The 16108-nt window shown below is 73.7% G+C and carries 17 protein-coding genes; 11 read left to right on the plus strand and 6 right to left on the minus strand.

What is annotated here, in order from left to right:
• Window positions 1–13 precede the first annotated feature (13 nt).
• The gene (locus Voc01_RS33840) at window positions 14–940 is read right to left on the minus strand and encodes an EamA family transporter (RefSeq protein ID WP_203931712.1); all 927 of its coding nucleotides are present in this window, start codon (window positions 938–940) and stop codon (window positions 14–16) included.
• Between the two features lie 83 nt (window positions 941–1023).
• Here Voc01_RS33840 and Voc01_RS33845 point away from each other — a divergent pair, with 83 nt between their 5' ends.
• Window positions 1024–1899: a LysR family transcriptional regulator gene (locus Voc01_RS33845; protein WP_203931713.1), complete on the plus strand. Its 876-nt coding sequence runs from the start codon at window positions 1024–1026 to the stop codon at window positions 1897–1899.
• Here the strand turns inward: Voc01_RS33845 and Voc01_RS33850 are convergent.
• From Voc01_RS33850 to Voc01_RS33860, 3 genes are all read right to left on the minus strand, one after another.
• Window positions 1896–2777 (minus strand): Sco1979 family transcriptional regulator, encoded by an 882-nt coding sequence (locus tag Voc01_RS33850; protein WP_373873904.1) that lies wholly within the window; start codon window positions 2775–2777, stop codon window positions 1896–1898. The two genes, Voc01_RS33845 and Voc01_RS33850, sit on opposite strands and share 4 nt — an antisense overlap.
• 113 nt (window positions 2778–2890) lie before the next feature.
• Window positions 2891–3754 (minus strand): amidohydrolase family protein, encoded by an 864-nt coding sequence (locus Voc01_RS33855; RefSeq protein WP_203931715.1) that lies wholly within the window; start codon window positions 3752–3754, stop codon window positions 2891–2893.
• Window positions 3751–4686 (minus strand): aldo/keto reductase, encoded by a 936-nt coding sequence (locus Voc01_RS33860; protein ID WP_203931716.1) that lies wholly within the window; start codon window positions 4684–4686, stop codon window positions 3751–3753. The genes Voc01_RS33855 and Voc01_RS33860 overlap by 4 nt, the downstream gene beginning before the upstream one ends.
• A gap of 101 nt (window positions 4687–4787) precedes the next feature.
• Between Voc01_RS33860 and Voc01_RS33865 the strand changes: the two genes are divergently transcribed.
• The 6 genes from Voc01_RS33865 to Voc01_RS33890 all read left to right on the plus strand — a co-directional run bounded on the left by Voc01_RS33865 (window position 4788) and on the right by Voc01_RS33890 (window position 9740).
• A complete protein-coding gene (locus tag Voc01_RS33865) occupies window positions 4788–5198 on the plus strand; it encodes a YciI family protein (protein WP_203931717.1) in 411 nt (136 codons plus the stop codon).
• A gap of 1 nt (window position 5199) precedes the next feature.
• Window positions 5200–6411 carry an RNA polymerase sigma factor gene (locus tag Voc01_RS33870; RefSeq protein WP_203931718.1) on the plus strand — a complete coding sequence of 404 codons (1212 nt, stop codon included), beginning with the start codon at window positions 5200–5202 and terminating at the stop codon, window positions 6409–6411.
• A 22-nt stretch (window positions 6412–6433) separates the two neighbouring features.
• A complete protein-coding gene (locus Voc01_RS33875) occupies window positions 6434–7333 on the plus strand; it encodes an LLM class flavin-dependent oxidoreductase (protein ID WP_203931719.1) in 900 nt (299 codons plus the stop codon).
• Window positions 7330–7827: a DinB family protein gene (locus tag Voc01_RS33880; RefSeq protein ID WP_203931720.1), complete on the plus strand. Its 498-nt coding sequence runs from the start codon at window positions 7330–7332 to the stop codon at window positions 7825–7827. Before Voc01_RS33875 ends, Voc01_RS33880 begins: the two co-directional genes overlap by 4 nt.
• Before the next feature lie 2 nt (window positions 7828–7829).
• Entirely contained in the window at window positions 7830–8681 is an 852-nt protein-coding gene (locus tag Voc01_RS33885) for a GNAT family N-acetyltransferase (RefSeq protein WP_203931721.1), read from the plus strand.
• A 108-nt stretch (window positions 8682–8789) separates the two neighbouring features.
• On the plus strand, window positions 8790–9740 hold the full coding sequence (locus tag Voc01_RS33890; protein ID WP_203931722.1) for a sulfite exporter TauE/SafE family protein: 951 nt from the start codon (window positions 8790–8792) through the stop codon (window positions 9738–9740).
• 7 nt (window positions 9741–9747) lie between these two features.
• Here Voc01_RS33890 and Voc01_RS33895 read toward each other — a convergent pair whose 3' ends face one another.
• A complete protein-coding gene (locus tag Voc01_RS33895; RefSeq protein ID WP_203931723.1) occupies window positions 9748–10329 on the minus strand; it encodes a copper resistance CopC family protein in 582 nt (193 codons plus the stop codon).
• A gap of 121 nt (window positions 10330–10450) precedes the next feature.
• Here Voc01_RS33895 and Voc01_RS33900 point away from each other — a divergent pair, with 121 nt between their 5' ends.
• Entirely contained in the window at window positions 10451–10975 is a 525-nt protein-coding gene (locus tag Voc01_RS33900) for an ArsR/SmtB family transcription factor (RefSeq protein ID WP_203931724.1), read from the plus strand.
• Window positions 10972–11892 carry an alpha/beta hydrolase family protein gene (locus Voc01_RS33905; protein ID WP_203931725.1) on the plus strand — a complete coding sequence of 307 codons (921 nt, stop codon included), beginning with the start codon at window positions 10972–10974 and terminating at the stop codon, window positions 11890–11892. The genes Voc01_RS33900 and Voc01_RS33905 overlap by 4 nt, the downstream gene beginning before the upstream one ends.
• A gap of 6 nt (window positions 11893–11898) precedes the next feature.
• Here the strand turns inward: Voc01_RS33905 and Voc01_RS33910 are convergent, their stop codons facing one another.
• Window positions 11899–12834: an exopolyphosphatase gene (locus Voc01_RS33910; RefSeq protein WP_203931726.1), complete on the minus strand. Its 936-nt coding sequence runs from the start codon at window positions 12832–12834 to the stop codon at window positions 11899–11901.
• Window positions 12835–12911: 77 nt separating this feature from the next.
• On the opposite strand from Voc01_RS33910, the gene Voc01_RS33915 reads away from it, so the two are divergent.
• Together Voc01_RS33915 and Voc01_RS33920 are read left to right on the plus strand one after the other, a co-directional pair.
• On the plus strand, window positions 12912–13607 hold the full coding sequence (locus tag Voc01_RS33915) for an MOSC domain-containing protein (protein WP_203931727.1): 696 nt from the start codon (window positions 12912–12914) through the stop codon (window positions 13605–13607).
• A gap of 49 nt (window positions 13608–13656) precedes the next feature.
• Entirely contained in the window at window positions 13657–15795 is a 2139-nt protein-coding gene (locus Voc01_RS33920) for an Hsp70 family protein (RefSeq protein ID WP_203931728.1), read from the plus strand.
• Window positions 15796–16108: the final 313 nt, after the last annotated feature.

A 16108-nucleotide genomic window follows, 5' to 3' on the forward strand; every position in this document is an offset into this window, starting at 1 on the left:
GACCATCGGCCGGCTAGCTGGCGATCTGAGTGTTTTCGACGGTAGTGGCCGGTTCCCGCGCGCATGTGCGGTCTGCGGCGGGCTCCCGCGCGGCCGCGGGATGCCGCGCGCCCGTGCGCTCCGCGCCGATGCCGGCGATCACCACGAACAGCACGCCCACGACGGGCGCCGGCCCCGGCACCTGGTGCAGCGCGACGAGCCCGATCACCAGCGCGAACGCCGGTTCCAGCGCCATCAACGTGCCGAACGCGGCCGTCGTGAGCCGGCGCAGCGCCAGCAGTTCGAGCATGAACGGCACCACCGGCAGCAGGATCGCCAGCCCCAGCCCGATCAGCAGCAGGTCCCAGGTCAGCTCGCCGATCACCGACGGGCCGGCCACGGCCGTCGCCACCAGGGCGGCCACCGGCATCGAGACGCCGAGGCCGCGGATGCCGCTGACCTCGTCGCCGACGTACTGGGTGAGCAGGATGTACGCCGCCCAGCAGCACGCCGCGCCCAGCGCGCATGCGACACCGACGAGGTCGGCCCCGCCGTGCCAGGGCTCGGTGAGCAGCAGCACCCCCACCGCGGCCAGCGCCGGCCACACCTTCCGGCCACCCGTGCCGCGCGCGATCGCCACGCCCAGCGGCCCGAGGAACTCCAGCGCGCTCGCGGTGCCCAGGGGCAGCCGCGAGACCGCGGCCATGAACAGCATCGTCACCCCGGCGGTCACCACGCCGAGCGCGACACACGCCACCAGCCCGCGCCGCGAGAACGCCGACGGCCGCGGCCGGGCGATCACCAGCAGCAGCACCCCGGCCCAGGCGAGCCGCAGCCAGGCGGCGCCCTCCGGCCCGACACTGTCGAACAGCCCGACCGACGCGGCCAGCCCGAGCTGCACGCAGAGGATCGAGGTGATCGCCATCGAGGCGCCCGTGCGGGTGCCGGTCGTCGTGGTCATGCCGCCAGTAGAGGTGACCGGCATCGTCCGCGTCCACGCGATAATCGTGGACGTATCGTTCATCAATCCTGAATGATGTGCCGATGGACGTGCGCCGCCTGCGCCTGCTGCTCGAACTGTCTCGACTGGGATCGATGCGTGCGGTGGCCGATGAGATGCGCCTCACCACCTCCACCGTGTCGCAGCAGCTCGCGGCGCTGGCCCGGGAGGTCGGCACGCCGCTCGTCGAGCCCGCCGGCCGGCTGGTGCGGCTCACGCCGGCCGGTCGGCGGCTGGCCGAGCACGCGGTCACGATTCTCGCGGCGGTCGAGGCGGCCCGGGTCGACCTCAGTCCGGGCGCCGAGCCGGCCGGGACGCTACGGGTGGCCGGGTTCGCGACGGCGGTGCGCCGGTCGCTGCTGCCGATCCTCGCCGACCTGGCCGAACGGCACCCGGCGGTGCGGCTGCTCATCTACGAGTACGAGCCGTTCGAGGCGTTCGACCTGCTGGCCGGCGACGACGTCGACCTCGCGCTGACCTACGACTACAACCTCGCGCCGGCCGCGTTCGACCGCACCGTCGAGTACACGCCGCTCTGGCAGACGGTCTGGTGCCTCGGCGTCCCCGCCGGATCGAGGCCCGGGCCCGACACCGTCTCGGTGTTCCGCGCGTTCCGCGACCACACCTGGATCGCCAACTCCCGCAACGACGCCGACGAGCGCGTCGTGCGCACGGTGGCGTCGATGGCCGGCTTCGAGCCGCGGGTGGCCCACCGCATCGACAGCCTCGAGCTGGTGCAGGAGCTGATCGCGGCCGGCCTCGGCGTCGGGCTGCTCCCGGCGGACCAGCCCACCCGCGACGGGGTCGACCTGCTGCCGCTCACCGGTCCCGACGTGACCCTGCGCTCGTACGCGGTCGTCCGCCGCGGCCGGGCCGACTGGCCGCCGCTGGCCCTCGTCCTGGGAATGCTGCGTCGCTAGCCCAGGTCGGTCAGGGCCCCGCGGAGGATCTCCGGCGTGCGGTCGGGCGGTTCCGCCTCGATGAAGAGCCGGCCGGCCGCCGCGGTGTAGCGGTCGAGGTCGTCGCGCTTGTCGAGGTAGATGGCGCTGGTGAGCTGCTCGACGTAGACCGTGTCGGGCAGGTCGGCCAGCGGGAACCGCAGGATCGTGAACGCGCCGCCGGCCGCCGCGTGGCCGCCGCTCCAGAACGGCATCACCTGCAGCCGCACCTTCGGGTGGTCCACCAGCGTCAGCAGCTCCTCGATCTGCTCCCGCAGCACGTCGCGGCCGCCGATCGGCCGGCGCAGCACCGCCTCGTCGATGACCGCCCACAGCCGCGGCGCGTCGGGGGAGTCGAGGATCCGCTTGCGGGCCATGCGCAGCTCGACGCGGCGGTCGAGCTCGCGGGCGTCCTTGTGGGCGTGACCGAGCATGATCACCGCGCGGGCGTACGCCTCGGTCTGCAGCAGCCCGGGCACGAACTGCACCTCGTAGGTGCGGATCAGCGTCGCCGCCTCTTCGATGCCGAGGTAGTTCTGGAACCACGGCGGCAGCAGGTCGGCGTACCGCGCCCACCACCCGGGCGCGTTCGCGGCGCGGGCCAGCGCCAGCATCTCGGCGTGCACGGCCTGGTCTTCGACCCCGTACAGCTTGAGCAGGTCGGTGACGTCACGCTCCTTGAAGCCGACGCGGCCCAGCTCCATCCGGCTGATTTTCGACTCGGAGCCGCGGATCGCCCAGCCGGCCTCGTCGCGGGTGAGGCCGCGGGCCTCGCGAAGGGCGCGCAGGCGCCCACCGAGCTGCATCCGGCGGACGATCGGGCCGCCACCCGACGCACCGTGATGTTGGGCTGCGCTCACCGGCTGCCTCCGAAGCCCCCCTGCTCAGATCCCCCGTGAGCGATTCCGATCGGCCAGCGAACTGTCCGATGTCCATGTGGCGAATGCCCAGTCAGATTAAGGCCTGGGACGGATCACGGCAAAATCCCCGTACGGGGGTCACGCAGGCCATACGCGGCGACGGCCGTCTCACCGAAGATGGCCCGGCGGTCGGGCTCCGGCAACGGGCCCAGCGCCTCGACCAGCGCGGCGTGCACCTCGCCGTACGTCGCCGCGAGCAGGCACACCGGCCAGTCGGATCCGAACATGAGGCGGGCCGGCCCGAACGCCGCCACCGCCTCCCGCACGTACGGGCGCAGGTCGGCGACCGTCCACCGGTCGTGGTCGGCCTCGGTGACGAGCCCGGAGAGCTTCGCGTACGTGTTCGGCGCCGCGGCGAGGTCGGCGATCGCCGCCGACCACCCGTCGAGCTCGCCGGCCCTGATCCGCGGCTTGCCGAGGTGGTCGAGCACGAACCGCACCTGCGGCAGCGCCCGCGCCGCCCGCGCCGCCGACCCGAGCTGGTCGGCGCGCACCACCAGGTCGAACACCAGCCCGGCGGCGCCGAGGTCCGCGAGGCCGCGGCGCACGTCGGCGCGGTCGAGGTAGTCGGTGGCCTCCGACTGGACCTGCGCACGCACGCCGACCAGCCGGTCGCCACCGGGCAGCGCCCGGTACGCGGCGACCGTGCCGGCGACGTCGGCCGCCGCCGGGTCGAGCCACGCGACCACCCCGGCGATCTCCGGTGTCTCCGCCGCGAGCCGGAGCAGGTCGGCCGCCTCGGCGCGGTCGCACCGGCCGCCCTCCACGAGCACCGTGTGCCGCACCCCGGTGGCGGCCAGCTCGGCGCGCAGCATCGCGGGCGTGAACGTCCGGCGGATCGGTTCCAGTCCCGGCTCGTCGAGCCAGGTGTAGCCGCCGTCGATGGTCCAGAGGTGGTGATGCGCGTCGACGATCATGCCGGCACCGTCGCGATCAGCCCGGCCTCGACGAGCGCCGACCACACAGACGGCGGTGGCGCCGACGCGAACAGCTCCGCGTTGCGCCGCACCTGATCGGCGCTGTCGGCGCCGACGAGCACCGTCGACACGGCCGGATGGCCGGCGGCGAAAGCGATCGCGGCCGCCGGCAGGGTGGTGCCGTGCCGCGCGCAGACGTCGGCGATCGCGGCGGCCCGCTCGACGAGATCGGGCGCCGCCGCCCGGTAGTCGTAGGTGAGCCCGGTGTGTGGACGCTCGTGCGCGAGCAGGCCGCTGTTGAAGACGCCGCCGTTGACCACGGAGGTACCGGCCGCCTCGCACGCGGGCAGCAGCTCGGCGAGCGCGGGCTGTTCGAGCAGCGTGTACCGGCCGGCGACGAGCACCGTGTCGGGCTCGCACTCCCGCACGAACCGGGTGAGGTAGGGAACGTCGGCCGAGCCGGTGCCGATCGCGCCGACCACGCCTTCCGCGCGCAGCTCGACGAGGGCCGGGAACGCCTCGCCGATCGCCTCGTCGGCGCGGTGCTGCGCGTCGTGGATCAGCGCGACGTCGAGCCGGTCGAGGTTCAGCCGGGCCAGGCTCTCCTCGACCGAGCGGCGGACACCGGCGCGGCTGAAGTCCCACACCCGCTCGTGGGTGGCGGGAACGAGGAAGTCGGTGTCGCGGCCCGACCCGTCGACCGGTTCCAGGACCCGGCCCACCTTGCTGCTCACCGTGCACTCCCCGCGCGGTCGGCCGGCGAGCGCCGCACCGAGCCGACGCTCCGACAGGCCCAGCCCGTAGTGCGGTGCCGTGTCGAAGAACCGGACACCCGCGGCCCACGCCGCGTCGACGATCGCCGTGGCGTCCTCGTCGGTGACCTCGATGTGCAGGTTTCCCAGTTGCGCGCATCCGAGCCCCAGCGACGTCACTCGATCACAGTACGCCGGGAGAAATTCCGGCGATAGCGTGTCCGGAACGCCGCCGGGGCTCCGACGTCCCCTTCGAAGACCGCCTGAAGAAGGAGTGACCGATGAAGTACATGATCCTGCTCTACGGCTCCCAGCAGGACTACGACGTGCTGAGCGGCAAGCCGCCGGCCGAGGGCTACACCGGCCCGGCGATGACGCCGGAGGACGTGGCGGCGATGCACCAGTACATGGGCGACTTCAACCAGAAGCTCGTCGACTCCGGCGAGTTCGTCGACGGGCGCGGCCTCACCGCACCGGTGCACGCCCGCCGGGTCAAGCTGGAGAACGGTGCGCCGGTGGTCACCGACGGCCCGTACCCGGAGACCCAGGAGGTGCTGGCCGGGTTCACGATCGTCGAGTGCGAGAGCTACGACCGCGCCACCGAGATCGCCGCGGGTTTCGTCAACCCCGGCAACCCCGGTGAGTACGTGGACATCCGGCCGGTGGCCGAGGGCGTCGAAGAGCTGATCTGACGTGACCCACGAGCGTTTCGAGGACCTGTCGCGCCGGCTGGCGCCGCAGGTCCTCGGCGCGCTCGTGCGCCGGTTCGGCCATTTCGACACGGCGGAGGACGCCGTGCAGGAGGCGCTGCTGGCGGCGGCGCAGCAGTGGCCCGACGAGGGCCGGCCCGACAACCCGCTCGGCTGGCTGATCCGGGTCGCGTCGCGGCGGCTGACCGACCTGCTGCGCAGCGAACAGGCCCGCCAGCGTCGAGAGGACACGGTGGCCCGCTGGGTGCTGCCCGACGAACCCGTCGTCGCGGATTCCGACGACTCGCTGATCCTGCTGTTCATGTGCTGCCACCCGGCGCTCGCACCCGCGTCCCAGATCGCTCTGACCCTGCGCGCCGTCGGCGGCCTCACCACGGCGGAGATCGCGCGGGCGTTCCTGGTGCCCGAGGCGACGATGGCCCGCCGGATCAGCCGGGCCAAGCAGACCATCCGCGCCAGCGGGATCCCGTTCGGGATGCCGCCGGCCGACGAGCGCGGGCAGCGGCTGACCGCCGTGCTGCACGTCCTGTACCTGATCTTCAACGAGGGCTACAGCACCACCGCCGGTCCGCACCTGCACCGCGCCGACCTGTGCACTGAGGCGATCCGCCTGGCGCGGCTGGTGCACCGGGTGCTGCCCGACAGCGGCGAGGCCGCCGGGCTGCTCGCGCTCATGCTGCTGACCGACGCCCGCCGCCCGGCCCGCACCGCACCCGACGGCTCGCTCGTCCCGATGGCCGAGCAGGACCGCACCCGCTGGAACGCCGCCCACATCGCCGAGGGCGTCGCGCTGATCACCGGTGCGCTGCCCCGCGGCACCACCGGCCCGTACCAGCTGCAGGCCGCGATCGCCGCCGTGCACGACGAGGCCCCGGACGCCGACTCGACCGACTGGCCGCAGATCGTCGCCCTGTACGAGGTGCTGCTGACGATCGGCGACAACCCCGTCGTGCGGCTGAACCACGCGGTCGCGGTGGCGATGGTCCAGGGTCCCGCCGCGGGCCTGGCGATCCTCGACACCCTGCGGCGCGACGCCCGTGTCGCCGAGGACCACCGCCTCCACGCGGTGCGCGCCCACCTCCTGGAACGGGCCGGCGACGCGGCCGGTGCGCGGGCGAGCTACGAGGCGGCCGCGGCGCGCACGATGAGCCAGCCGCAGCAGCGGTACCTGCACGCGCGGGCGGCCCGCCTCTGACCGGCGTGGATAGGGTGGCCGGATGAAGGTCCGGTTCGGGGTGGGGCTCGGCACGTCGAACGTGCTGGGGGAGCCGTCGGTGTTCGGTGAGCTGGTCGACGGCCTCGAAGAGCTGCGGTTCGACTCGCTGTGGATCTCGGAGCGGGCCACCGGGCGCACGCTCGACCCGTTGGCGGCGCTCGCGTTCGCGGCCGGACGCACGCGGCGGCTGAAGTTCGGCACCAGCGTGCTGGTGGTGCCGGGGCGCAACCCGGTGCTGCTGGCCAAGGAGCTGGCCACGATCGACGCGCTCAGCGGCGGCCGGCTGCTGCCGGCGTTCGGGCTCGGCACGCCCGATCCGCGCGAGCACCAGGCGTTCGGCGTCGAGCGCGGCCAGCGTCCGTCGTGGTTCGAGGAGGCGGTGCCGCTGATGCGCCGTCTGTGGTCGGAGGACCACGTGACGCACGAAGGCCCGCACTTCCGCGTCGACGACCTGTCGTTGTGGCCGAAGCCGGTCGGCCGGATGGAGGTGTGGCTCGGTGGCCGCGGCCCCCGCGAACTCGACCGCGCGGGCCGGCTCTCCCAGGGCTGGCTCGGCGCGTTCCAGACCCCCGCCGACGCCGGCCGGTCGCGCGTCGGGATCGAGGCGGCGGCCGCGCGGCACGGTCGCACCGTCGACGACGACCACTTCGGCATGGTGCTGCTCTACGCCCGCGACGCGGTGCCGCCGGCCGTGGCCGAGCGGGTCGCGCGGGTGAGCCCCGACGCGGCGGTCAGCGAGGTGGTGCCGGTCGGCGCGGCCGCGCTCACCGACCTCGTGGCGGCGCACGTGGCGCAGGGCATCACGAAGTTCGTGCTCGTGCCGGTGGAGCGCCCCGCGTCGTGGCACGACGAGCTGACCTGGTTGGCTCCGTTGGTGAAGAGCTTCGAGGGGACCTCATGAGGGTCGCACCGCCGCTGACCGGCGACGAGCGGGAGACGCTGCGCGCCTTCCTCGACTACCACCGGGCCACGCTCGCGATGAAGTGCGAGGGCCTCGGCGACGAGGACCTGCGCCGGCTGTCGATGCCGCCGTCGACGCTGACGCTGCTCGGCCTGGTGCGGCACATGGCCGAGGTGGAGCGCACGTGGTTCCGCCGCGTCATCGACGGCGAGGACGTCCCGCTGGTGTGGTCGGCCGACGGCGACTACCAGGTCGCCTACGACGCGTCGGCGTCCACGCGGTCCGAGGCGTTCACCGCCTGGGAGGCGGAGGTGGAGCACTCCCGGCGCATCGAGCGGGAGGCGCCGTCGCTCGACGTCACCGGGCACAACGCCAGGTGGGGAGCCGACGTGTCGCTGCGGCTGGTGATGCTGCACCTCATCCACGAGTACGCGCGGCACAACGGGCACGCCGACCTGCTCCGCGAGGGCATCGACGGCACGGTGGGTGCGTAGGGATGCGCGCTGAGGCGGTCCCGTCGACGCGGTTCCGCGAACTCGGCTGGCCGTACCTGCTCGGTGAGCCCGTCCTCAACAACCTGATCCTGACCGTCGTCGACGGGCGACCCCCGGACGCCGACGACCGGTTCTGGCTGGTGAGCGAAGGCGGCACCGCGGGTGGCGCCGCGGGTGGCACTGCGGGTGGCGCTGTGTGCGGCGCCGCGGTGTGGGCGGGGCTCGGGTTGCTGCTGGCGGGGCGGACGCGCGAGGTGGCCGAGGCGCTGGCCGACGCGCAGGACGTGCCGGTCCCACAGGTGACCGGCGAGGTCGACCCGGCCGCCTGGTTCGACGCCCGGTACCGGGAGCGCACCGGGGTGCCGGTCGAGGTGGGCATGCCGAGCCGCATCTTCGAGGCCGACCGGATCGTCGCGCCGCACGGGGTCTCCGGGCGGGCCCGGCAGGCCACCCCGGCCGACCGCGACCGCGTCCTCCGGTGGGCCGACGCGTTCGCCGACGAGGCGCTGCCCGGCGAGCGGCGCGGTGACCACGCCGACCTCGTCGACAGCCGGCTCGGCAGGGACGGCCGGCTGTGGCTGTGGGAGGACGGGGGCCGGCCGGTGACGATGGTCATGGTGAGCCGACCGGTGGCCGGCGTCGTACGGATCAGCTGGGTCTACACGCCGCCCGACCAGCGCCGGCGCGGGTACGCCAGCGCCTGCACGGCCGCGGCGAGCGCGTACGCGCTGTCCTCGGTCGCGACGACCTGCACGCTGTACACCGACCTGCGGAACGCCACGACCAACCGCATCTACCCGGCGATCGGCTACCGCCCCGTGGCCGACGTCATGACCTGGCGCTACTCCACCTGACGCGCCGCCGTCGGGGGCTTGTCGTTCGTCTACCTCCCCTCTATTGTCTATCGAACAGGTAGAGAATGTCGGCTAGACAGGGTTGGCCGATAAAGGGGGTTCGTCGGTATGCGGAAGCTCGTCCTCCTCGCCCTGGTCGGCCTGGGCGCCCAGCTGGTCGACGGCAGCCTGGGCATGGCCTACGGCGTCACGTCGACGACGCTGCTCCTGGCGATCGGCACCAACCCGGCCGCCGCCTCGGCCACCGTGCACCTGGCCGAGATCGGCACCACGCTCGTGTCGGGGGTGGCGCACTGGCGGTTCGGCAACGTCGACTGGAAGGTCGTCCTGAAGATCGGGGTGCCGGGCGCGATCGGCGCGTTCGCCGGTGCCACGTTCCTGTCGAGCCTGTCGACCGGGGCCGCCGCCCCGCTCATGTCGGCGATCCTGCTGGCGCTCGGGATCTACATCCTGACCCGGTTCACCGTCGCCGGCCTGCCCAAGGGCAAGCTCGGCAAGCCGCTGCGCAAGCGCTTCCTGGCGCCGCTCGGCCTGGTCGGCGGCTTCGTCGACTCCACCGGTGGCGGCGGCTGGGGTCCGGTCGGCACGCCGGCGATCCTGGCGAGCGGCCGCCTCGAGCCGCGCAAGACCATCGGCTCCATCGACACCAGTGAGTTCCTCGTGGCGGTGGCCGCGAGCATCGGCTTCATCGTCGGCATCGGCAACGAGGGTGTGAAGGCCGGGTGGGTGGTCGCCCTGCTGCTGGGCGGCGTGATCGCGGCGCCGATCGCCGCCTGGCTGGTGCGGATGCTCCCGCCGCGCGTGCTCGGTTCCGCCGTGGGCGGCGTCATCGTGCTGACCAACGTGAGGACGCTGCTGCGCAGCGACTGGATCGACGCCCCCGACGGTGTGCGGTACGCGGTGTACGTGGTGATCTACGCCCTCTGGGCGGCGGCCCTGACGTACTCGATCCGCCAGCACCGGGCGGAGGTCCGCGCCGAGAGCGCCGAGCGTGCCGAGCGGGCCGAGCGGGCCGTGGCGGCTCCGGAGGACGACCGCCCTCTGGTCCCCGCGAGCTGACCGGGAGTCACCCGGAGCGGCGGCGGTGCCAGAGCGCTCCGGCCCCCGCCGCGCCCAGGACCAGGACCGCCAGGACGATCCACACCACCGGGGACATGCCCTCGTCGTCGCTGGCCGGGTCGGTGGCCGTGCCCGCCGGCTCGGCGGGGGCCGCCGCGGTGGGGGTCGCCGTGGGAGCGGCCGGGGTGGCGGCCGCCGGGGTCGACGAGGCGTCCGGGGCCGACGCGGCCGCGCCGTTGGTGAAGTCGAACGTCCCGTTGATGGGGTGACCGTCGGCCGAGACGGTGCGCCAGGTGACCTTGACCTGGCCCTGCGGCAGCGCGTTCACCGGCTGGGTGATCGTCACGTCGGCGAGCGTGGGCGCACCCGTGCTCCGGTTCACCCCGTCCGGACCGGCCACCACGATCGTGGTCAGCTCGGGCTTCACCGGTCCGCTGAACGTCAGCGTGATCGCCGGTAGCGCCGCGGAGACCAGGCTTCCGGCCTGCGGGTTCGACGCGGTCAGCTTCGCGTGTGCCGCGGCCGGCGTCGCCGGGAGAACCATGATCGCCAGCAGCCCGAGCGCGGCCGCGGTTACCCACCTCTGCATGGAGGTCATAGTCGTCCGGCGGCGGCGGAGAGTTCCCACCGGGTCCGAAAAGTCCCAATCGGCGGATGCCAAAGATAGCTTTGACAATTAGATATGCCAAAGATAGCTTTGGCTTATGCGCGTGACCGATCCCCGGGCGATGCGGGCCCTCGCCCATCCGCTCCGGCTCGACCTCATCGAGGCCCTCACCGTGCTCGGGCCGGCCACGGCGGCCACCTGCGCCCGGCACCTCGGCAGTACGCAGGCGCTGTGCTCGTTCCACCTGCGCCAGCTCGCCAAGTACGGGTTCGTCGAGCAGGCGGCCGACAGCGGCGACCGGCGCGAGCGGCCGTGGCGGCTCACCGACATCGAGCAGTCCTGGTCGGCCGACGAGCACCTCGACCGCGTCTTCCTGCAGCGCGAGGCCGACAAGATGCTCCGCTGGGTCGACCGGTCGGCGCACGAGCCGCAGCAGTGGCGCACCGCCGCGTTCGCCGGTGGCGCCACGCTGCCGGTCACCGCCGAAGAGCTCACCGAGATCGCCGCTCGCCTGCGCGCGGTGCTCGACCCGTACATCGAACGGCTCACCGACCCCGCGGCGCGGCCGGCCGGCGCGCGGCCCGTGCGGATCATGCTCGCCGGCACCCCACAGAAGGAGACGCCATGACCGGTCCCGAGCTCACGAGAGTCCCTACCGCGGTCGGCGACCTGCGCGCCGGCATCTGGATCCCCGAGGGCGGCGCGAACGTCCCGGGCCTGGTCGTCGTCGACGGCTCGGGCGACGGCGCCTTCGACGACTTCGGCGACTGGCCGGCCTGGCTCGCCTCGTGCGGCGCGGCGGTGCTGGTGCACGACAAGCCGGGCTGCGGCGGGTCGCCCGGCGACTGGACCGCGCAGACCCTCGACGACCGCGCCGCGGAGACGCTCGCCGCGGTGTCCGTGCTGCGCCGGCACCCGGCGGTCGCCGGCCGCCCCATCGGCCTGCTCGGCATCAGCCAGGGCGGCTGGGTGTCGCTGCGCGCGGCCGTCGAGGGCGGTGCCGATCGCAGTGTCGACTTCGTCGTGACGCTGTCCGGGCCCGGGGTAGGTCCGGCCGAGCAGGAGCGCGTCCGGATCGAGAGGGAACTGCGGGGTGACCGCGTGAGCGCGGCCGATCTGGCCGAGGCGCTCGCGTGGGTCGACGAACGCACCCGGCGCCTCATCGGCGGCGAGCCGGTCACCGACGTGATCGCCTACCAGTCCCGGTACGCCGACCGGCCCTGGTTCACGATCGCGACGCGGTACTTCGACGACCCGCGCACGATGCGGTTCCTGGCCGGCATCCTCGCGTTCGATCCGGTCGAGTACATGCCCGACGTGTCCTGCCCCGTGCTGGCGCTGTTCGGTGCGGAGGACCCGCTGGTGCCGGTCCCGGAGAGCGTTGCCGCGTTCGCGACGCACCTGCGCCGGCTCGACGGCCTCGCGGTGTTCCCCGGAGCCGACCACGGACTGTTCACCGGCCCGCCGGACCCGACCCGGTCGCGGTCCGACCAGCTGGCGCCGGGATTCGTCCCGATGTTCACCGAGTTCCTGGCGAAGCGTTAGGCGGCGTCAGGCGTGCACCTTGGGCCGCCCGACAGCCTCGATGACCTCGGTGAGCACGCGCTCGGCGTCCTCGTGCGCGACCTGGCACGTGCCGGCCGCGACGTGTCCGCCGCCGCCGTACCGGAGCATCACCGACCCGATGTCGGCCGGCGACGAGCGGTCCAGGATCGACTTTCCGACCGCGAGCACCGTATTGACCTTCTGCCTGCCCCACATGACGTGGATCGACACCCGGGCGTCCGGGAACAGCGCGTACACGAGGAAGCGGTTGCCCGCGTAGATCGTCTCCTCGTCGCGCAGGTCCACCACGACCACGTCGTGCACCACGCGGCTCACCCGGCGCAGCTGCTGCTCGAACAGCTTCCGGTGGCCGTGGAACAGTTCGGCCCGCTCGGCGACGTCGGGAAGGGCGAGGATGTCGTCGACGTCCTCGTGGTTCATGCAGGCCTCGATGAGCTCCATCATCAGCTCGTAGTTCGAGATGCGGAAGTCGCGGAAGCGGCCCAGGCCGGTGCGGCTGTCCATGAGGAAGTTCAGCAGCGTCCAGCCGGTGGGGTGGAGGATCTCGTCGATCGTGTACCCGGCCGAGTCGGCCCGGTCGACGGCCTCCATCAGCTCCTCGGACACGTCGGGGAAGCGCGCCGCGCCACCGTAGTGGTCGTAGATGACGCGGGCGGCCGACGGCGCGTCGGGGTCGATGATGTGGTTGCCCGCGGTGCCACCGGTGCGCAGCGTCTCCGAGTGGTGGTGGTCGAAGACCAGGTGCGCGCCGGGCAGGTAGGGCAGGTTCGTGAGGATGTCGCGGTCGCTGACCTCGACCGCGCCGTCCTGGACGTCCTTCGGGTGCACGAACGTGATGTCGTCGACCAGGTCGAGGTGGCGCAGCAGCACCGCGCACACCAGGCCGTCGAAGTCGCTGCGGGTGACGAGTCGATACTTCACGCTGGCGCCTTCCGTCCGGATTACGTGTACCTGATCGGCGGTCGGCCGGCGCAGCTGAGGACTATTACGGTCAGATCATGATCGTGGGCAGGGTGGCGTCGTTGTACAGGTATCCGGTCAAGGCCATGGCGGCCGAGCCGGTCGGGTCCGTGGAGGTCTCCTGGCAGGGCCTGGAGGGTGACCGCCGGTGGGCGTTCGTGCGCGCGGGGCAGGCCCGTAACGGGTTCCCGTGGCTGACCCTGCGTCAGCACGCGGGGCTGTACGGGTACCGGCCCGTGTTCGGCGCGCCTGTGGTCGTGCACACCCCGACGGGTGCCACCTACGAGGTCGACGATCCCGCGCTCACCGCCGAACTCGAGGCGGCGGCCGGGCCGGTCTTCGCGCAGAAGCTCGACCGGGGCACGTTCGACTCGGCGCCGGTGTCGCTGATCAGCGCGCAGACCGCCGATGCCGTCGGCGCGCACGTGGGCACGGCCGTCGATCCGTTGCGGTTCCGTCCCAACATCGTCGTGGAGACCCTTTCCGGGACCGCGTTCGCGGAGGACTCGTGGGTCGGCGCGACGGTGCGGGTCGGTGCGGTGCGGGTCCACGTGGAGCGACGCGACAAGCGCTGCATGGTGATCAACATCGACCCCGAGACGGGCGAGCGCGACCCCGCGGTGCTCCGCGGGGTCGCGCAGCTGAACGACGTGACGTGCGGCGTCTACGCGTCGGTGGTCACGCCGGGCGTCATCGCGGTCGGCGATCCGGTGGAGCTTCCCTCTATGCGATAGCCGACTCGGACGGTCCTCGCGTTAGGAGGGCTGGGGTACCGTCACGGCCGTGCCCACCGGAGACCTCGCCATCGATTACGGAACGTCGAACACGGTGGCGCTGGTGCGTGGCTCCGACGGTCGCACCAGACAACTCCTGTTCGACGGCTCGCCCCTGCTCCCGTCGGCCGTGCTCGCCGCACCCGACGGCGGCCTCCGCGCCGGCCGCGACGCCGTGCGCGCGGCGCGCCTTGACCCGGGACGGTACGAGCCGAACCCGAAGCGCCGCATCGACGAGTCGGAGGTGCTGCTCGGCGAACGGGTCTACCCGATCGGGCAGCTGATCGCGGCGACGCTGGCCATGGTGCGCGGCGAGGCGCAGCGGCTCACCGGTGGACTGCCCGGCCGCGTGCTGCTCACCCACCCGGTCGCGTGGGGCGCCACCCGGCGCGCCGTGCTCTCCGACGCGTGCGTGCGGGCGGGACTGCCGGCACCGACGCTGATCCCCGAGCCGGTGGCCGCCGCCACCTACTTCGCCGCGCTGCCGTACGTGCGCATCGGCGCCGGCCAGGCCGTCGTGGTCTACGACCTCGGCGCGGGCACGTTCGACGTGAGCGTGGTCCGCAAGGGGAACCAGGGCTTCGAGACGCTGGGCTACAACGGCCTCGACGACGTCGGCGGTCTCGACCTCGACGCCGTCGTGGTGCAGCATGCGCTGGGCCCGCTGGCCCAGGCGGACCCGGCGGCGTGGCAGCGTCTCACGAACCCGCGTGGCACCGACGACCGCCGCCACCACCGCATGCTCTGGGACGACGCCCGCGACGCCAAGGAGACCCTGTCGCGCCAGCAGAAGGCCACGTTCCCGATGCCCCTCACCGACGGCGACACGATGATCACCCGGGCCGAGTTCGAGCGCGGCGCGCAGCCGCTGCTGCTGCGCACGGTCGAGGTCACCACCGAGGCGATCCGGCAGTCCCGCGTTCCGGCCGACCAGCTGGCCGGGGTGTTCCTGGTGGGCGGCGGCAGCCGGATCCCGCTGGTGGCGACGCTGCTGCACCAGCGGCAGGGCGTCGCGCCGACGGCGTTGGAGCAGCCCGAGATCGTGGTGGCGGAGGGTGCGCTGGCCGCGGTTCACGGGGGCGGGGTGCGCGGCTCCGGTGGGCAGGGTTACGCGGGCGCGCCGCCGATGGGTGGCTCGCCGGTGAGTGGGCCGCCGATGGGTGGGCCGCCGGTGAGCGGGCCGCCGATGGGTGGGCCGCCGGTGAGTGGGCCGCCGATGGGTGGCTCGCCGGTGAGCGGGCCGCCGGTGAGCGGGCCGCCCGTGGGTGTCGGTGGCGGCCCGGCGGGGCCGGCGCCGGGTGTGCCGGGGCTGCTGTGGCCGTCGGCCTCGTCGTACACGCCACCCGCCGACCCGCCGGTACCTCCACTGAGTGGCCCACCCGGTCAGTCGCCGCTGCGCGGGTCCGATCCCGCGCGCTCCGGCGGCCGGCCCTCCGACGATCCGTTCGGGCCGCCGCCCGTGCTCGACGTGCCGCAGCAGCACTCCATGGTCTGGCCCGACGCGCCGTTCGACCACCGCTCACCCGGCGGTCAGCCGGAGAGCAGCACGCCGTCGAGCCGCCCGCCGACGAACCGTCCCTCGTCGAACCGCCCGTCGACGAACCGTCCGCCGACGAGCCGTCCGCCGACGAGCCGTCCGCCCACGCAGCCGGGCGACCGGTACGGCTCGCCGAACCGGTCCGGCGGTCACAGCAGCCCCACCAGCGGCGGCCCGTCCTGGCCGTCGGATGCTCCGGGCAACGCGCAGGGCGTGTCGCAGAACCGCGCGGCCAGTGGGCGTCCGGCACCGGCCGCGTCGGGACGCGCGTACGGCCGGCCGGCGCGGGCCCGCCAGGTGTTCGTGGCCACCGACCTGCTGTGGCTGGTGCCGACGCTGCTGTGGCTGGCGGTCGCCTTCGGCGTCGACTGGGACCCGAGCCGGGCCACGCTCTTCGCCATCACCTCGCTGACGCTCGGGGTGCTCGGCTACCCGCTCGACACCCGGTTCGGGCGGCGCCTGCCCTGGTGGGCCAAGCCGGCGATCCCCGGGGTGGGCGGCGTGGTCGCCGCTGTCGCGCTGGACGCCACCGGCAGCACACCCATCGCCTACGCGGTGCTCGCTCTGGCAGTCAGCGCGGGCATCGCATGGCTGGTCATGCGCCGCCGCTAGCACCCCCGCCGCGCCGCTCCCCGCCCGCCGCTCCCCGCCCGCCCGCCCCGCCGCCTCCGCTCGCCGCCCGCTCTCCGCCCGCCCAATCCCCGCGATCTTGCAGTTGTGGCCTCACCTTTATCCGACTATGTCGGGCTTTGTCGGGGCCACAACTGCAAGATCGGCGACGGGCGGCGAGCGGAGGCGGCGGCGAGCGGCGCGGCGGGTCGTGCGCGTGCGGCGGGCCGTGCCGTGCGGCGGGTCGTGCGCGTGCGGCCGGCCGTGCCGTGCGGCGGGCCGTGCCGTGCGCCGTGCCGTGCCGTGCGGCGGGCCG

The organism is Virgisporangium ochraceum (assembly GCF_016863655.1).
Lineage (GTDB): Bacteria > Actinomycetota > Actinomycetes > Mycobacteriales > Micromonosporaceae > Virgisporangium > Virgisporangium ochraceum.